The organism is Lactobacillus mulieris (genome assembly GCF_007095465.1).
GTDB classification, from domain to species: Bacteria; Bacillota; Bacilli; order Lactobacillales; family Lactobacillaceae; genus Lactobacillus; species Lactobacillus mulieris.
Window position 1 is genome coordinate 16,895 of record NZ_SDGL01000002.1, and the last position, 15,289, is coordinate 32,183.

General features: G+C 33.4%; 12 protein-coding genes, 2 tRNA genes and 1 riboswitch. Of the genes, 6 read left to right on the forward strand and 8 right to left on the reverse strand.

The annotated features are described in order from the left end of the window. Positions 1-94: 94 nt before the first annotated feature. The 6 genes from ETI37_RS00895 to yycF form a co-directional block, all read right to left on the reverse strand. Positions 95-1,375 (reverse strand): S1C family serine protease, encoded by a 1,281-nt coding sequence (locus tag ETI37_RS00895; RefSeq protein WP_006587544.1) that lies wholly within the window; start codon positions 1,373-1,375, stop codon positions 95-97. Positions 1,376-1,453: 78 nt separating this feature from the next. Then, the gene (locus ETI37_RS00900) at positions 1,454-2,251 is read right to left on the reverse strand and encodes an MBL fold metallo-hydrolase (RefSeq protein ID WP_006586103.1); all 798 of its coding nucleotides are present in this window, start codon (positions 2,249-2,251) and stop codon (positions 1,454-1,456) included. A 10-nt stretch (positions 2,252-2,261) separates the two neighbouring features. After that, complete coding sequence (locus ETI37_RS00905) at positions 2,262-3,074, reverse strand: two-component system regulatory protein YycI (RefSeq protein WP_006586102.1); 813 nt, start codon at positions 3,072-3,074, stop codon at positions 2,262-2,264. 3 nt (positions 3,075-3,077) lie between these two features. Next, positions 3,078-4,430 (reverse strand): hypothetical protein, encoded by a 1,353-nt coding sequence (locus tag ETI37_RS00910; protein WP_006586101.1) that lies wholly within the window; start codon positions 4,428-4,430, stop codon positions 3,078-3,080. Beyond that, positions 4,420-6,273 carry a cell wall metabolism sensor histidine kinase WalK gene (gene walK / locus ETI37_RS00915; RefSeq protein ID WP_006587542.1) on the reverse strand — a complete coding sequence of 618 codons (1,854 nt, stop codon included), beginning with the start codon at positions 6,271-6,273 and terminating at the stop codon, positions 4,420-4,422. Before walK ends, ETI37_RS00910 begins: the two co-directional genes overlap by 11 nt. Before the next feature lie 44 nt (positions 6,274-6,317). Beyond that, the gene (gene yycF / locus ETI37_RS00920) at positions 6,318-7,031 is read right to left on the reverse strand and encodes a response regulator YycF (protein WP_006586099.1); all 714 of its coding nucleotides are present in this window, start codon (positions 7,029-7,031) and stop codon (positions 6,318-6,320) included. 134 nt (positions 7,032-7,165) lie between these two features. Between yycF and ETI37_RS00925 the strand changes: the two genes are divergently transcribed. The 5 genes from ETI37_RS00925 to ETI37_RS00945 all read left to right on the forward strand — a co-directional run bounded on the left by ETI37_RS00925 (position 7,166) and on the right by ETI37_RS00945 (position 10,584). Continuing rightward, positions 7,166-7,238: transfer RNA gene (locus ETI37_RS00925), tRNA-Lys, on the forward strand. Between the two features lie 183 nt (positions 7,239-7,421). Continuing rightward, entirely contained in the window at positions 7,422-8,636 is a 1,215-nt protein-coding gene (locus ETI37_RS00930; RefSeq protein ID WP_006586098.1) for an ammonium transporter, read from the forward strand. A gap of 253 nt (positions 8,637-8,889) precedes the next feature. After that, complete coding sequence (locus tag ETI37_RS00935; protein WP_143458357.1) at positions 8,890-10,089, forward strand: CPBP family intramembrane glutamic endopeptidase; 1,200 nt, start codon at positions 8,890-8,892, stop codon at positions 10,087-10,089. Positions 10,090-10,162: 73 nt separating this feature from the next. Next, positions 10,163-10,235 (forward strand) — tRNA-Lys (locus ETI37_RS00940). 118 nt (positions 10,236-10,353) lie between these two features. After that, positions 10,354-10,584 carry a cytochrome b5 domain-containing protein gene (locus tag ETI37_RS00945; protein WP_006586096.1) on the forward strand — a complete coding sequence of 77 codons (231 nt, stop codon included), beginning with the start codon at positions 10,354-10,356 and terminating at the stop codon, positions 10,582-10,584. A gap of 45 nt (positions 10,585-10,629) precedes the next feature. Here ETI37_RS00945 and ETI37_RS00950 read toward each other — a convergent pair whose 3' ends face one another. Further along, the gene (locus ETI37_RS00950; protein ID WP_006586095.1) at positions 10,630-12,477 is read right to left on the reverse strand and encodes a flavocytochrome c; all 1,848 of its coding nucleotides are present in this window, start codon (positions 12,475-12,477) and stop codon (positions 10,630-10,632) included. Between the two features lie 132 nt (positions 12,478-12,609). Between ETI37_RS00950 and ETI37_RS00955 the strand changes: the two genes are divergently transcribed. After that, positions 12,610-13,533, forward strand: a complete 924-nt coding sequence (locus ETI37_RS00955; RefSeq protein ID WP_143458358.1) for a LysR family transcriptional regulator — start codon at positions 12,610-12,612, stop codon at positions 13,531-13,533. A 51-nt stretch (positions 13,534-13,584) separates the two neighbouring features. On the opposite strand, the gene brnQ is transcribed toward ETI37_RS00955, so the two are convergent. Then, positions 13,585-14,964 carry a branched-chain amino acid transport system II carrier protein gene (gene brnQ, locus ETI37_RS00960; protein WP_006586093.1) on the reverse strand — a complete coding sequence of 460 codons (1,380 nt, stop codon included), beginning with the start codon at positions 14,962-14,964 and terminating at the stop codon, positions 13,585-13,587. Positions 14,965-15,119: 155 nt separating this feature from the next. Then, a riboswitch (FMN riboswitch) is annotated at positions 15,120-15,236 on the forward strand. The last annotated feature ends 53 nt before the right edge of the window (positions 15,237-15,289 follow it).

A 15,289-nucleotide genomic window follows, 5' to 3' on the forward strand; every position in this document is an offset into this window, starting at 1 on the left:
TAAAAAGCGAACTTAACTTAGTTTCACATCCTTTTTATTAAGAAAAAACTGCCAAAGTGCTTAACAATGCACCTTAGCAGTTTTTACATTATTCTTAATTTGATTTAAGTGTTACATCTAAATTAACAGTTTTACCATTTCTATCCACGGTAACCGTTACTTTGTCGCCAATCTTATGCTTGTATAAGATTTCATGGAGTGAAACAACATCAGAAACACTAGTACCATCTACTTTGGTAATAATATCTCCACTCTTCATCCCTGCCGCACTAGCTGCACTATTTTTAGTTACACTAGCTACATAAATTCCACTCTTCAAATTAGTTTTGATTCCTAATTGTTCTTTATATGCAGAACTTAATTCACTTAGTGAAATGACCTTAATACCTAATTGTGGCCGAGTTACTTTTCCATTTTTAACTAATTGATTAATGATAGTTACGACTTCATTAGAAGGAATTGCAAAGCCCATTCCTTCAACTGATGTACCATCTGTAGACTGTGACAACTTCATAGAATTAATTCCTATTACTTGCCCAGCAGAATTTACTAATGGCCCACCTGAATTTCCTGGATTAATAGCCGCATCTGTTTGAATAACTGTTTGTTGGTTAGACGAAGTTGTAATTGTTCTACTTGGCGCAGAAATTATTCCTTGCGTTACTGAAGAAGCATATTCACTTCCCATTGGTGATCCTACAGCAATTACAGTTTGACCAGTAATTAATGACTTGGAATCCCCAAAACTAGCAGTTTGTGTTACATATTTGGCATCAATTGATAAAACAGCTAAGTCACTAGTCGAATCCTTACCTACTACCTTAGCATCTACTGTTTTACCTGAAGCTAATACTACTTGTACTTTATCACTACCACTAATTACGTGATTATTGGTTACAATATAGCCTTTACCATTTGATTTTAGATAAATTACCCCAGAACCTTCAGAATAAGTTGTATATTTCGTAGTTGATGAGCTTGATGATGAACTTGAATCATCATCACTACCACCGAATAGATCATATATACTATTTGATTTACGAGTAGAGTTTTTCTTTAAATTGATTACCGAAACAACGGCTCCCTTAACCTTGTTATAAGCACTAGTCATAGTACCGGAATTTTTAGCACTAGTTTTGGAAATACTTGCACTAGAGCTAGAAATAGAAGTTTGGGCGGAACTAGAACCAGCATAATTAGAATACTGTTCAAGTCCAACATAAGAAACTCCACCACCTAATAGTCCTGCCACTACACCAACAATTGCAGCTTTCGTTAAAAGTTTATTTTGACTCTTATCGGCAGTATTTAAATTAGATCGAGAAGCTTGATTTTGTGACTTATTTTGAATATTTTGATTTTTATCTTCTGTCATATTCTCGCTCTCCTTATCTTCATAACTAAGCATACTCTCTAATTTTGAACATTATATGAATATTATTTGCTAAAAATTTTAAATTTTTATCAAGTCTGTGGGAATATCTGGATCAGTATCAATAATTTTTAATTGAGGATTATAATCCACCTCATCTCTTGCTAGATTATTTACCAATGTATCATGAGCTAAACGCAAAGTATTATTGTGCTGACTTCGATGAGTTAAAAATATATGCTTGGTTTTAGCTGTTAATACGTCTTCAAAAACTTCACTAGCTTGTTCATTAGACAAATGTCCATAATCTGACATAATTCGCTGTTTTAATTGCCAAGAATACGGGCCATTTCTTAATAATTCATTATCATAATTAAATTCCAACATATATGCGTCACTATCTTTGATAACATCACGCACTTTTTCTGAAACATAGCCCGTATCTGTCAAAAAAGCAATCCGCTTACCAGCACTTGAAAAAACATAATACTGAGGTTGAGCAGCGTCATGACTAGTCGCAAAAGCCTGAATTTCTAAATCATCAAAAGTTCTCACTTGTCCAGGTTCGATGGCATTAATCTGCTCAACTGGTAACTTACCAATTTTATTTTCATCAATCAAATACTTCCAAGTTCCGCTATTAGCAAAGGCGTTTATCTGTGGATATCTCCGCATCAAAACGCCTAATCCCTTAGAGTGATCACTATGATCATGACTTAAAAAAGCCATATCAATATCTTTAATATCTACTCCTACTTGTGCTAGTAAATCTTTGATTTTCTTGCCAGATAAACCCGCATCCATCAAAATTTTATGCTTCTTAGTTTCAATCAAACTTGTATTGCCAGTCGATCCACTAGCTAAAACAGAAACTCTCACATCAATCCCCTTAGTCTGTCACATTATTATTTTGAATCACTTGTCCGGTAAAGGCATTAACCCGTTTAATAGAACTCATTTTGGTTGTTTTATTTTCTATTTCTACAACCCAAGTTGGTAACAAAATAATACTATTTCTAACCTCAGTCAATTTAGAATATTCTAACTTTATCCAAAGAACCTTGGAATTATTGGTTAGTTCTCGATAAACATATAGATTCTGAATAGCCTTCCAAGATGAAATTGTTGATTGCAACTCACGAACCGCCGACAGTTTTCCTAAATAACCCTGTTGATAGCTAACTATTTGATGTTTCTGGACTTTAATAATTAACTCAGCTGACGCATCATAAACTTTTCCAAATTTTGAATTTTGAACAAATACATAGTTATTATCATCTGACAATTCATCAACATAGACATATTGCTTACCAAATGGAACGTAATGACTATTATTTTTAAATGCTTTAACTTGAGCCAATGCCTTGTTGCTATCGGTGCTTAAATTAACTGCTTTTTGTAACACTGCATAAAAAGTTTTATCCGTTGTGGAATAATTAGTGTTCACATTCCGAAGATTTTTCACGTTTTTAAAGTAATTCTGATCACTAGCAGCTAAATAATAACCCGAAGCTGTATCTTCTGAAAGAGAGGGTAAATCAATATTATCAGCCTTTATTTCATCACTAATATTGGTTGTTGTATTCGGATCAGAACTAGTTCCACTAAGCTGAATAGGTGTCCGCCATAACTCAATTCCAAGAAAAACACTAATCGCAAAGAAAATAACAAAAAATAACCATTCAATTCTGCGATGATCCATGGCTTACTCCTCTCTAGTAACATTTAATCCATTAGCACTGCTAGTAGTGCTAGTTCGATATTTAGCTAAGTTTGCATTTTGCCATTCAGATAATGACAACCAATGATTATATATCTTAATGTAGTATGTCGGTATTAAGTCTACCAAGCTATCGTGAGCACTATCACGTACTAATTCAAAACCAATAGTCATTCTTTGAATATCACTTTTAGCAATGCCTTTGGCCTGTAAAGTTTTAATTACAGTACTAGTTTTAGGAATTTTTACTGTTCTTCCATCAAATGGAACGGGAATTTGTAAGTTCGTACTATTAAATTTGATTGTTATATTATCCGTACTATATCTAATTTGAATTTGTGGTCCTTGCGTTTTAATAAATACTGGATAGCCTTCTATATAATTGGTATACACAACTGATGAACCCTCTGCATCAAAAAAGCGCAAATCTTGTTCTACTAAACCTAGCTTGTGAACATAAGTCACACTATCACTTAAACGAGTATTTGGATTAGGAATTGATGACTTTTGGTAATTAATATAAGTGTAGTTATGATAATCCTTACTATTAGATTTGGGTACTTCTAAGTGATTATATAAACCGGCAGTATAAGTTGTAACATTACCTGTAGTTTTTGAGGAAACACCAGAAGTTCCTAATAATCGCGAAACAAAGTAAGAATCACTTGGATTACTAATTAAGTAGCTATAAACATTTACTGTTAAATCATTCTTATATGAAACTTCATATCCTTCACTTAATCTAATTAGTGAAACAGCAGTCTTACTTTCTGCTTTTTGAGCATATTTTAGCAACTTAGCAAAATTACCATTTTTCAACGAAACTTCATAGATTCGAAAATTTAAATCATTACCTGCATATAATTTAAATTTTCCATCTTTTTGAGCAATAAAAATACGATTAAATTCAGAATTTTTATACTTAGAAACATTACTTGAAAAAATACCAAAAGTTATTTGATCTGGATAAGTTAGCTGCAAGTATGTCTTATTGGTCAAAAATTTCTGATAGTCTTTTTTGGTATTAAATATTGGCTTGATGCTTTCAATTTTTGCATTATTAAATTCTTTAGAAAATACCAATGGCAAGTTTTTATCAGAATCATACAGTTGATATAACTGATTATTGCGATAACCAAATACTTCGGTAGGTAAATATGCATCCTTAACAGATTTAGAATTTTTAACATGTGTAGTATCTGTATCAGTTGATTGATTTAATCCGCTAAACCTTTGATCACTTGTTAAGATAAAAATCCACAAAACGATTGAAGTTATGATTACTGCACCAGTCGCTATATGCAACGCTATATCAATTGCTCTATTTTTAGACTTCATCCCAGTCGTCCTCCTCACTCATTGGTTCAAACGGCAATGAAATGTAAAACGTTGAGCCTTTTCCTTCCTGACTATCAGCCCAGATCTTTCCTTTATGAGCCTCTACAATTTCTTTAGCAATCGCTAAACCTAACCCTGTACCTCCTTGTTCACGAGAGCGGGCTTTATCCACTCGATAAAAACGATCAAAAATTTTATTCAAATCTTTCTTAGGAATTCCAAGCCCTTGATCAGAAATACTCAAGATAATTTGGTTCTGCGATTGGGTTAAACCCACAGTAATTACACCACCATCAGGAGAGTATTTAATGGCATTATTCATAATATTATCAATAACTTGCATCATTTGGTCAGTATCAATTTCAACCCATAAGTCTTGATTGGTAATTTTTCTCTTAATCGAATATTTCTTTTGACCCGTCTGATCTTTTTCATCATTTTTGACTATCATATCAAAACGATTCAAAACATGACTCAAAAAATCGTTGAAATTAACCCATTCTAAGTCCATTTTTACAACTCCACGATCCATTCTTGATAATGACAAAAGATCGTTAATCATTCGAATCATTCGTTCAGTTTCTTCTTGAGTAACTTCTAAAAATTGCGGTGCTATTTCAGGATCTTTCCATGCACCGTCATTTAAGGCTTCGATATAAGCACGCAAACTAGTCAGAGGTGTACGTAATTCATGCGAAACATTAGAAACAAACTGCCGTTGTTCATTTTCATTTTTTTGTTGTTCGGTTACATCATGCAATACACATACAGCCCCTGAAACAAAGCCAGTTACTCGACGAATTAATGAGAAATTGGCATGCAATATCATTTCATCTGGTGTTCCTTCGTTGACTGTAATCATCATTTCCTGCTGATTACCAATCAATTCTTGCGCACTGACATCATCGTCTAAGCCTAAAATCTTTGTAATAGGCTTACTTACAGCATCTTTTTCTTTAATATCCAAAAAACTCAATGCCATTTGATTCAAAATAATAACATTTCCATGACGATCAGTCGCAATAACACCATCAGTCATATGTGACAAAACGCTATCTAATCTTCGTCGTTCACTTTCAGATTGTTCCTGTGAGCGTTCAACTCTAATAGATAAAGTATTAAATGCTTCAGCCAATTGTCCTAATTCATCATTAGAATAAATCTTTACCTGACCGGAATAATCGCCATCAGCTACTTGTAAAGCTTGCATTCGCATTTCTTCAATTGGCTTAGTTATTGCCCGGGAAATAAACAATGCCAAAATTGCACTTAAAATTGAAGCGGCAAAAGAAGCGGTTAAGAACATATAAGAAATGTTCCTCAAATTATCAAAAACTCCTTGCATATTAGCTCGGACATAAATAGCACCTAAAGTCGAGTTAGTCCCTGTTCCAATAGTTAATGGTGTTATTTGGACCATGTTACTACCATTATTGTTACTATCAATCCAAGTAATTTGTCGTCCAGTTGACGTAACTTGTTTTATTCCAACATTAGTAGCTCTTTGTCCAACACGACTTTTATCATTTAAGTTAGAAACAGCTCTTATAACATCTTTATTATCGACAACAATAATTTCACTAATTGCACTATTATTATAATTGCTTACAATTTGGCTTAACTGCTCATCTGCTTTTTTGGTATTTTTAGACAGTTGAGTTGCTAGTGAATTAGTAATAATTGTTGGTATTTGAATTGAAGTTTGAAAACTTTCAATTGTACTTTGCTCTAATTGTCGTGTGAAATATGCACCAATAATTTCAATAGTGGCTAAAATCATCAGCATAAAAACGACAGCAATCTTTGTATTAAGAGAATTGAGAATACTTTTTATTTTTTTCATTTTTACCATACTAAAGAAAGCCACTAAATTAGTGGCTTTCGATTCTATTCTTCATTTGGATCTTTAACGTAATATCCTACACCACGACGTGTAACCAAAATCTTCGGTTGAATTGGATTGTCTTCAATTTTTTCTCTCAGTCGGTGTACAGTAACGTCAACAGTTCGTACATCACCAAAATAGTCATAACCCCAAGCTGTTTGAAGCAAATGTTCACGAGTCATTACTTGTCCCATATGTGATGCAAGATAATGAAGCAACTCAAACTCACGGTGGGTTAATTCAATCTTTTGCCCATCTTTTTCTACAATATAAGCATCTGGCATAATGACCAAATTCCCAATCGTAATATTTTTATTTTCGTTTTCATTCTCATCAACTTGCTTTTGAACAATATCACGTCGACGCAAGTTAGCTTTCACTCTTGCTACTAACTCACGATTAGAAAATGGCTTAGTTACATAGTCATCCGCACCCATTTCTAGGCCCAATACCTTATCAATTTCAGTATCTTTAGCCGTTACCATAATAATTGGCATATCATGTGTCTGCCGAACTTCACGAGCAACTTCAAGACCATCTTTTTTCGGTAACATTAAATCCAAAATCATTAAATCTGGATTAATTTCATTTACTTTTTTGACAGCTTCTTCGCCATCATATGCAGTATCAACTTCAAAGCCTTCCTTTGTTAAATTGAACTTAATAATATCGGAAATTGGCTTTTCGTCGTCAACAACAAGAATTTTCTTTGGCATCGGAAATGCCTCCTTCTATAGATACTTTATATTATAATTGATTTTTACAATTTTATCCAAAAAGTAATTTTTTCGAAAAAAGCTTGCAATTTCTTAAACATCTTGGCATAATATAGATTGCTTATTAATGCAATGGGTGGTTAGCTCAGCTGGCAGAGCAACGGACTCTTAATCCGTGGGTCCAGGGTTCGATCCCCTGACCACCCACTAGTTGAACCAGATTCTTCGGAATCTGGTTTTTTTGTACGCAAAAATCTTCACTATTAACTTTCATTACTGAATCTTGGCCTCGTTAAATTGGTATAGTTCTATCGGCAGAATTTTTATAAAAATATAGACTTTATTTCTAAAAGTGGTATAGTTATTGTTAATTATTCTGGAGGTACTATTATGAACGAGGTTGACACATCATTTATTATTTTCTCTAGTATATTGGTCTTATTTATGACACCTGGTTTAGCATTTTTCTACGGTGGATTGGTATCAAAGAAAAATGTAGTTAATACTATGGTTTCAGTTTTCTTTATTACTGGTTTAGCTATTTTGCTCTGGTTAATTTGCGGTTATTCTTTAGCTTTTTCTGGAAATATCTGGGGAATTATCGGCAACGGCCAACATTTTTTCTTTCAAAATTTAAATTTTGAAAAAACAACTACTGGTGGAATCCCTGTTGGCCTTTATTCACTATTCCAAATGATGTTTGCGATTATTACTCCAGCCTTATTTATCGGAGCAGTTGTTGGAAGAATTAATTTCAAATTTCTTTTCTTCTTTATCATCTTTTGGTCTATCTCTATTTATTATCCAATGGTTCACATGGTCTGGTCACCAAATGGATTATTAAGCAAATTAGGAGCTTTAGACTTCGCCGGTGGAACCGTTGTTCACATCGATGCTGGTATTACCGCACTAATTTTAGCCATTTTTGTTGGGCCAAGAACAAAAAAAGAACCTCACCACTATAACTTAGCCTGGGTTTTATTAGGTACTGCCATTTTATGGATCGGTTGGTATGGTTTCAACGCAGGAAGTGCCTTAGCAGTTAACTCAAGTAGCGTTTTAGCTATTTTAACCACAACTATGGCAGCAGCAAGTGCAATGGCTACTTGGTCTATTTTAGAATTAATACATAATAAAAAAGTAACCCTTGTTGGAACTTGTACAGGTGTAATTTGTGGTCTAGTTGCAGTAACTCCAGCTGCAGGCTACGTTTCAAGCATGGGAGCATTTTGGATTGGTATTATTGCTGCTGGACTTAGTTTTTCATTTGTTACTTTCATTAAGCCTAAGCTCAGAATTGATGACACTTTGGATGCTTTTGGTTGCCATGGAATAAGTGGTATCTGGGGTTCGATTGCTACTGGGTTATTTGCAAGTAAGTCTGCTAACTCTAATTTAACTTTAAATGGACTCTTTTACGGCGGAGGACTTAGGCTCTTTTTAATTCAACTTTTAGTAACAATTATTACGATTATTTTTGTAGGCTTAACGGCTACGACAATTACGATATTGTTAAAGAAATTTGTTACTATTCGAGTTACCAAAGAGCAAGAAGCATCAGGTCTTGATTTAAGCCAACATGGGGAGATTATTGAACAAAATTAATTAAATTCGGTATAGAAGAAAAAGATCTCAAATGAGATCTTTTTTATTTTATTATTGCATTATAATTAGCCTATAATTAAAATATAAATAAAAATAAATAATATATCTTTTTGAATTGGAGGATATTAATCATGAAACAAATTATTTTATTTACCTATATTGGGAAATGGCGTAAATAATCCATCAGACCTAAATTCTCCTCATAGCAGAGGGTTTATTATACCCGATCCACATTCTAAAGGAAATTAAAACTATGAAAACATTAAACTCATCATTACACCCAGTGATTTTATTTCAGACAATAATCTCACTATTAGTAGAATTTATTTTTATTTTTCCTACTGCCAACCGTCAATTTAAAACACTTAATCTTTTCAATATCAGTCTTAGCATTGTCTTGCTTATTGCTTTAGTCTTAGCTATTTTAAGTAAAAGATTACATTTTTTATCTTGGTCAAATACTGTAGTAATTATTATTTTCCCGGCATTCAACTTATTCTTAATACCTATTTTTTTCAGAACAATGAATGGTTTTTTGAAGTTGGGAATCTTTTCAGAATTAGTTTTTATATTGAGTTTATTTTTAATTAACATCCCATTATTTAAATTAGAACTTGATACTTTAGAAACACCAGTGATTCGATTTCTTTTTATTTTTGTATTTTACACAGCTGCTAGATATAGTCCTTTATATTATCCAACATACTTACCTAAAATATTAAATCAGTTTCTAGACACTTATTTCTGGTTCTCAATTTTCATGCTTTTTTCCTGGGTATTAATCTTCAATGCTTGGAGCAATACTTGGAAATTTAATATAAAAGTTCTTCCAAATAATAATTATCAAATTTGGGCAGTTATTATTTTAGTATTCTATATGATTTGGTTCTCCTTTTTTGACCAATTCATTAACTTAGGAACTTCTTGGTCAGAGATTTTTGGGAGTTGGAGTTACCCTATAAGTCAATTACATTTTAGCTGGTATAACCTGATGTATGCACTATTTACTGGTATTTTAGAAGAATCATTTCGTTGGGCTAATTTGCAAATATTATTGCCTTACTTCCAAAATAAATTTTTACCTATTTTGGGGCCTATTTTAATATCAGCATTTTTCTTTGGAATATATCATTACACTCTATCTTATACCCTCAACTTAAATTCTATACTTTATGTAATCGACGCTTTTGTCATGGGATTAGTTTTGGCAGGAATTTATTTATATACTGGTAAACTATATATTACAATTCTTTTCCATGCTGCAATTGATTTAGTGGGATTCAATCTGGGGTCATTGGTAAACTACAATTTGGGATTACTAGATTATCCACAACAATTGGTATTGATAATCTTAATCAATATGATTTTCTTTATTTTTCTATTTACAGGAAAGCGAAGGAAAGGCATAGCTATCAATGTTTCAAAGCTAATAAAAAAATCCAACTTGACTTAAACAAAAAAATTCAAAAAAACACTTGCCAGCCTAACCAAATTTTGATATTATTATTTCTGTTGTGAAAGACAACGGGTGGTTAGCTCAGCTGGCAGAGCAACGGACTCTTAATCCGTGGGTCCAGGGTTCGATCCCCTGACCACCCACTATATGAAAGCTGCACTGCGAGAAGGCGGTGCTTTTTTCTTGCATTGATAGTGACACGGTGTTACCATTTACTTATAAAGATTAATGACACAGTGTCACTAAAAGGAGCGATATTTTATGAAAGAATTTACAAGAGAAGAATTAGCAAAATTTGATGGTCAAAATGGTAATAAAGCTTATGTTGCTGTTAACGGTGTAGTATATGATGTTACTGGTAATTCCCACTGGACTAATGGTCAACACCATGGTGTATTAGCTGGTAAGGATGTTACAGAAGCACTTAGTCACTCACCACATGGCGATTCAGTATTGGCAGGCCTTGAAAAGGTCGGTACTTTAAAAGACTAAATCATTGTAAAGTAAAAGCTGTCGGAAAAATCCGACAGCTTTTTATTATTTTATTTCGTCTGCAATTGTTTCAGCCGCAATTCTTCCAAAGGTAAAAATATCTGCCAAGGAATTTCCGCCTAAGCGATTACCCGCATGCAAACCTCCAGCATTTTCTCCAGCACTATAAAGACCTTGAATTATTTTATTATCATCATTTAAAACATGGGCTTTTGTATCAATCACTAAGCCACCCATTGTATGGTGAATAGCTGGCTTTCTTGGTGTGGCATAAAATGGTGCTTTTTCACATTTTAAATTAAAGACACTTTTACCAAATTCGGGATCATGACCCTGTTCTACATAAGAATTATACTTTTTAATTGAATTAACAAGAGTGGTTGGATTCATTCCGGTTTCTTTAGCTAATTCTTCCAAAGTATTAGTTTTATATAACGTACCAGCCTTTACCTGGGCATCTATTGCCTCTTGACTAGTATTATATGCGGTTTCTTTAATTTTATCATCAGCAATTAAGTAAAATAAACCACCTTGGGCAATTGCCGCACTCGCTAAAGTATCACGTTCAGCATATTCGTTAACAAATCGCTCACCTTTTTGATTGACCATTATATAGTTTTCTGGTGGTGTTTGTAATCCTGTAAATAATTCACCAGTAACCGGATCAGAAACTGGCATTAGTTGAATAAAGCCCATTCCTACTAAACCTGCTCCAGCAGCAAGTCCCAACTTAATTCCATCACCTGTTATAGCTGGAGAATTAGTAGTTGCTATATCATCGGCAATTTCTTTCCAGTAAGTATTGTACTTCTGACACATTTGAGTATTTGCACCAAAGCCACCTGCAGTCAACATCGTAGCCTTAGCATGCACGGTTACTTGTGAACTATCACTTCTCTTAGCAATTGCTCCCTTAACTCTTCCATCGCTAATAAGCAACTTTTCCGCTTTAGTTTCTGTTAATATTTTTCCACCATGAGCTTTAACCCAATCTCCTAATACATGGATAAAAGCATATCCCATTGGTTCAACTGGTTTATGTCCTCGCCGCCATAAAGCTCCAACGGGCATCGTTACATTATCCTTATCAAACTTAACACCTAGTTTTTCTAACCATTTTACAGAATCTAGAACATTATTAACTAATGTCGTTACTAATTCATACTTACCATGAATTTCATGGCCTTTAAGGTCTACTCTCTTTCCACCTAAATAAGTTTGAATTTCATGAAGCAAAACAGAATCAAATAAATAATTAGCATCACTATCAAGATATTTTTGAATTTGCTTTTGTAGTTTTTTAAAATCAGCTTGATATTCTTCATCAATTTCAGAAATTGGCATCTCTATCAGTTGCTTTAGAGTTTCTTTTTCACCTGGTAAACATTCAAAATTCTTTTGCCAATCCGGTTCAGCAGCATTCATTGGGCCACCTGCCCGTGCTGTATTGCCACCAATTTGAGGATATTTTTCTAAAATTATTACTTTTTTGCCTAACTCAATTGCTCGAGCCGCTGCACTTAAGCCTGCACCACCTGCACCAATGATTAAAACATCAGCAGTTAATTCACTATCTGCTTGTTTATGATTACTTGGCTTAGGTCGTTTCTTCCATTCATTACTATCTCCACCAGCTTCATCTATTGCCTGGGAAATACCATCAATGACTCCATGGCTTGAAATTGTTGCACCGGAAACAGCATCAACATTCAGCGTTTGATTTTTTACAATTTCTTCAGGTAACCGATGAAAAACTTCATCAGCAACCCCTTTAGTTTCACCTTGTGCATCAACTTCTATTTTTTCTATTTTATTATCAGATAATGTCACTTCCATTGGCATAAAACTAGCGCCGTGACCTTTAGCTCTTACTTTATATTTTCCAGCTTTCATTTTTAATCTCCTTGCCCTACTTTCGTTTCAATAACTTTACGAAGTTTATTTTAAAGTCTTTATTTATACTTGTGAAATAGCTTTCATCAGTCTATACTATAATAAAATTGTTATGGGCTTGAGGCGAATAAAATGAATGATCCAGAAACTGTATTACATTACCTCGATGTATTACTAAAAGAGAGTAATTTTACCAAGGCTGCACGAGAACTCTATATTTCTCAGCCTTACTTGACACAAACTCTAAAGAGAATTGAGAAAAAGCTCGGAGTTCAAATATTAAATAGAAATATACCTTTTAGTCTAACTGAAGCAGGAACTAAGTATTATAAATATTTAGAAAAATCTGTTAGTCGAAAAAATAAACTTGAACAAGATTTATTGAAATATAGTCACCCTGATCGAGAAATTATTAAAATAACTGTTCTCGAGAGTTTAGGTACATTTCTTCTTCTCACTTTACTCCCTTCTTTTTTAAAAGAAAATTCTAATATAAGTATCCAAATAATTGAATGTAGTCCTCGAAGAAGCGAAAATTTACTACTAAGTGAAGAAGTTGACTGCTATCTAGGTCAAACTCCCAAATCATTAAGCAAAGGAATCTTACCATATTTAAACGGAAGCGAAACCTACTATGTTGTAATTCCACAAAGTTCACCGTATTTCACTCCAGGGAAATTTATTTTGCCACAAGATTCATTATCACTAAAAGAACTACTCAAAGAACCATTAATCTTATCTACTGGTGGCTCTGCTATTCGTCATCAAGTCAACGGTTTACTTCAAAAATATAAAATTACACCTAACATTATTTTGGAAAGCAAGAGCGTATTAACGGCTACTGGCCTATCAATTAACGGCTTGGGTATCACCATTTCTTCTGCTTCAATTTTAAAACGTTATAATCAAGTACCGATAAATTTACTACCTTTAGAGTCTAATCTTATTTCTATTAACTACTTCCTTGCTGTAAAGGCTAATCGTAAGTTAACTCCTGGACTAAAAAAATTAATTAGTCATTTTAATAAATTAAATTTAAATGAAGATATAAAATAAGAGCGAAGAATAATTTCTTCGCTCTTATTTCCTAGGAAATATGTTTATGTATTAAGCTTGTTTAGAAACTTGTTTTTTCTTTACAAAGAATAAAACTAATCCAATCATCAAACCAATTAAAGCTGGCAAAAGCCATGACATACCTACATCTGACAATGGTAAAATGCTTCGTACTTTTAATAAAGCTTGTGCCCATGCTTGATTTCTTGCGATATCTGGCAATGCATTGATGAAATCTAGTAATGCTGGTGGAACTGTGAATAGAACAGTAAAGAAGTATACTGTTGAATCCTTATTAATAATTGGAGCCATAACTGATAAAACAATCAATACCATAGATAATGGGTATAAAAACATCAAAAATGGCGTTGACCATGCAATAATTTCATTCAAACCTACATTAGCAATTAAAAATGAAGCAAATGATGACATAAACAACCAAAAACGGTAACTAAAACGTGGAAAATGCTTGTGGAAGTCTTGTCCAAATGCTGCAACCAATCCTACTGCTGTAGTTAAACAAGTAATAGTCATTAAAGTTGCTAAAATTGCTTGTCCAACAGATCCAGCATAGTGTTGCACAATTTGACTAAATGCTACACCACCATCTGCAGATAAAGTAAATTTACCTAATGACATTGCACCAATTAAAATCAAGAAGAAGTAAATCACAGCAACTGCACCCATTCCTAATATACCTGAACGAGCTGTAACAACCGCTACACTACGATCTTCTTTTTTACCCAATTGCTTAATTGCAGTAACAACTGTAATACCAAAAGCTAATCCTGCCAAGGCATCCATTGTATTGTACCCTTCTAAAAAGCCGTTTAAAAAGGCACTACCTGTATTAGAATATGCACTAGTAGCATGACCTGCTGACGCAGATCCTAGCGGATTAATCATTGCTACTAAAAACACTAAAAATAGAAGTAATAAGAAAATTGGATTTAAAACTTTTCCCAAACGATTTAGGATATCTTTTTCGTTATATGAAATCCAACAAGCTGTACCAAAAAACAATGCAGAATAAATCAACAAAGCTAGCTGTTCATTACCTTTACCAACAAAAGGTGCAATACCTACTGTAAAGGAAACAGTTGCTGTTCTGGGCGTACCAAAAAATGGTCCAATAGTTGCATGAATTAAAGCCATAAAAGTTACAGCGAATCCAGCACCTAATGGTAAACCAATATCGTAAACACCTTCTGAGCGAGTTAAAGCAATAGCCATAATTGACAACAATGGCAATACTACCCCTGTAATTAAGAAACCAAGTGTAGCAATGAACCAATTATGTCCTGCTAATTGCCCTAAATGCAATGGGAAAATCAAGTTCCCGGCTCCAAAGAATAATGCAAACAACATTGAACTAACAACGAAATAATCTTTTTTCGTTAACTTACGTTCAACTTTTTTTAGTTCGTCCATTAATTCACCCTCTTTATTTATAGAATTTAATCTTTTAATAATTTTTACTTATTTTCTCATATTTAAATTAAAAAATCAAGCTTATTTTTTCATTTGGAATCGTTTACTTGAAAAACTATTTTTTAATGTGTATTATAATCTTTGAATTAAATATAAATGTTCTTCGGGGCAGGGTGAAATTCCCGACCGGCGGTAAAGTCCGCGACCCACGCAAGTGGTTGAATCCTAATTAAAGGTACCGATAGTTAGAGTCTAGATGGGAGAAGATTAATGGCACTAGTGAAGCTAGTCTTTTTTGACTAGCCTTCTCTTTTAGTGTTATTTA

What these genes read in the sequence shown, in the direction of transcription:
- ETI37_RS00895 (WP_006587544.1), bottom strand. Translation starts at nt 1,375, where the DNA reads ATGACAGAAGATAAAAATCAAAATATTCAAAATAAGTCACAAAATCAA.
- ETI37_RS00905 (WP_006586102.1), bottom strand. Translation starts at nt 3,074, where the DNA reads ATGGATCATCGCAGAATTGAATGGTTATTTTTTGTTATTTTCTTTGCG.
- ETI37_RS00910 (WP_006586101.1), bottom strand. Translation starts at nt 4,430, where the DNA reads ATGAAGTCTAAAAATAGAGCAATTGATATAGCGTTGCATATAGCGACT.
- walK (WP_006587542.1), bottom strand. Translation starts at nt 6,273, where the DNA reads ATGAAAAAAATAAAAAGTATTCTCAATTCTCTTAATACAAAGATTGCT.
- yycF (WP_006586099.1), bottom strand. Translation starts at nt 7,031, where the DNA reads ATGCCAAAGAAAATTCTTGTTGTTGACGACGAAAAGCCAATTTCCGAT.
- ETI37_RS00930 (WP_006586098.1), top strand. Translation starts at nt 7,422, where the DNA reads ATGAACGAGGTTGACACATCATTTATTATTTTCTCTAGTATATTGGTC.
- ETI37_RS00935 (WP_143458357.1), top strand. Translation starts at nt 8,890, where the DNA reads ATGAAAACATTAAACTCATCATTACACCCAGTGATTTTATTTCAGACA.
- ETI37_RS00945 (WP_006586096.1), top strand. Translation starts at nt 10,354, where the DNA reads ATGAAAGAATTTACAAGAGAAGAATTAGCAAAATTTGATGGTCAAAAT.
- ETI37_RS00950 (WP_006586095.1), bottom strand. Translation starts at nt 12,477, where the DNA reads ATGAAAGCTGGAAAATATAAAGTAAGAGCTAAAGGTCACGGCGCTAGT.
- ETI37_RS00955 (WP_143458358.1), top strand. Translation starts at nt 12,610, where the DNA reads ATGAATGATCCAGAAACTGTATTACATTACCTCGATGTATTACTAAAA.
- brnQ (WP_006586093.1), bottom strand. Translation starts at nt 14,964, where the DNA reads ATGGACGAACTAAAAAAAGTTGAACGTAAGTTAACGAAAAAAGATTAT.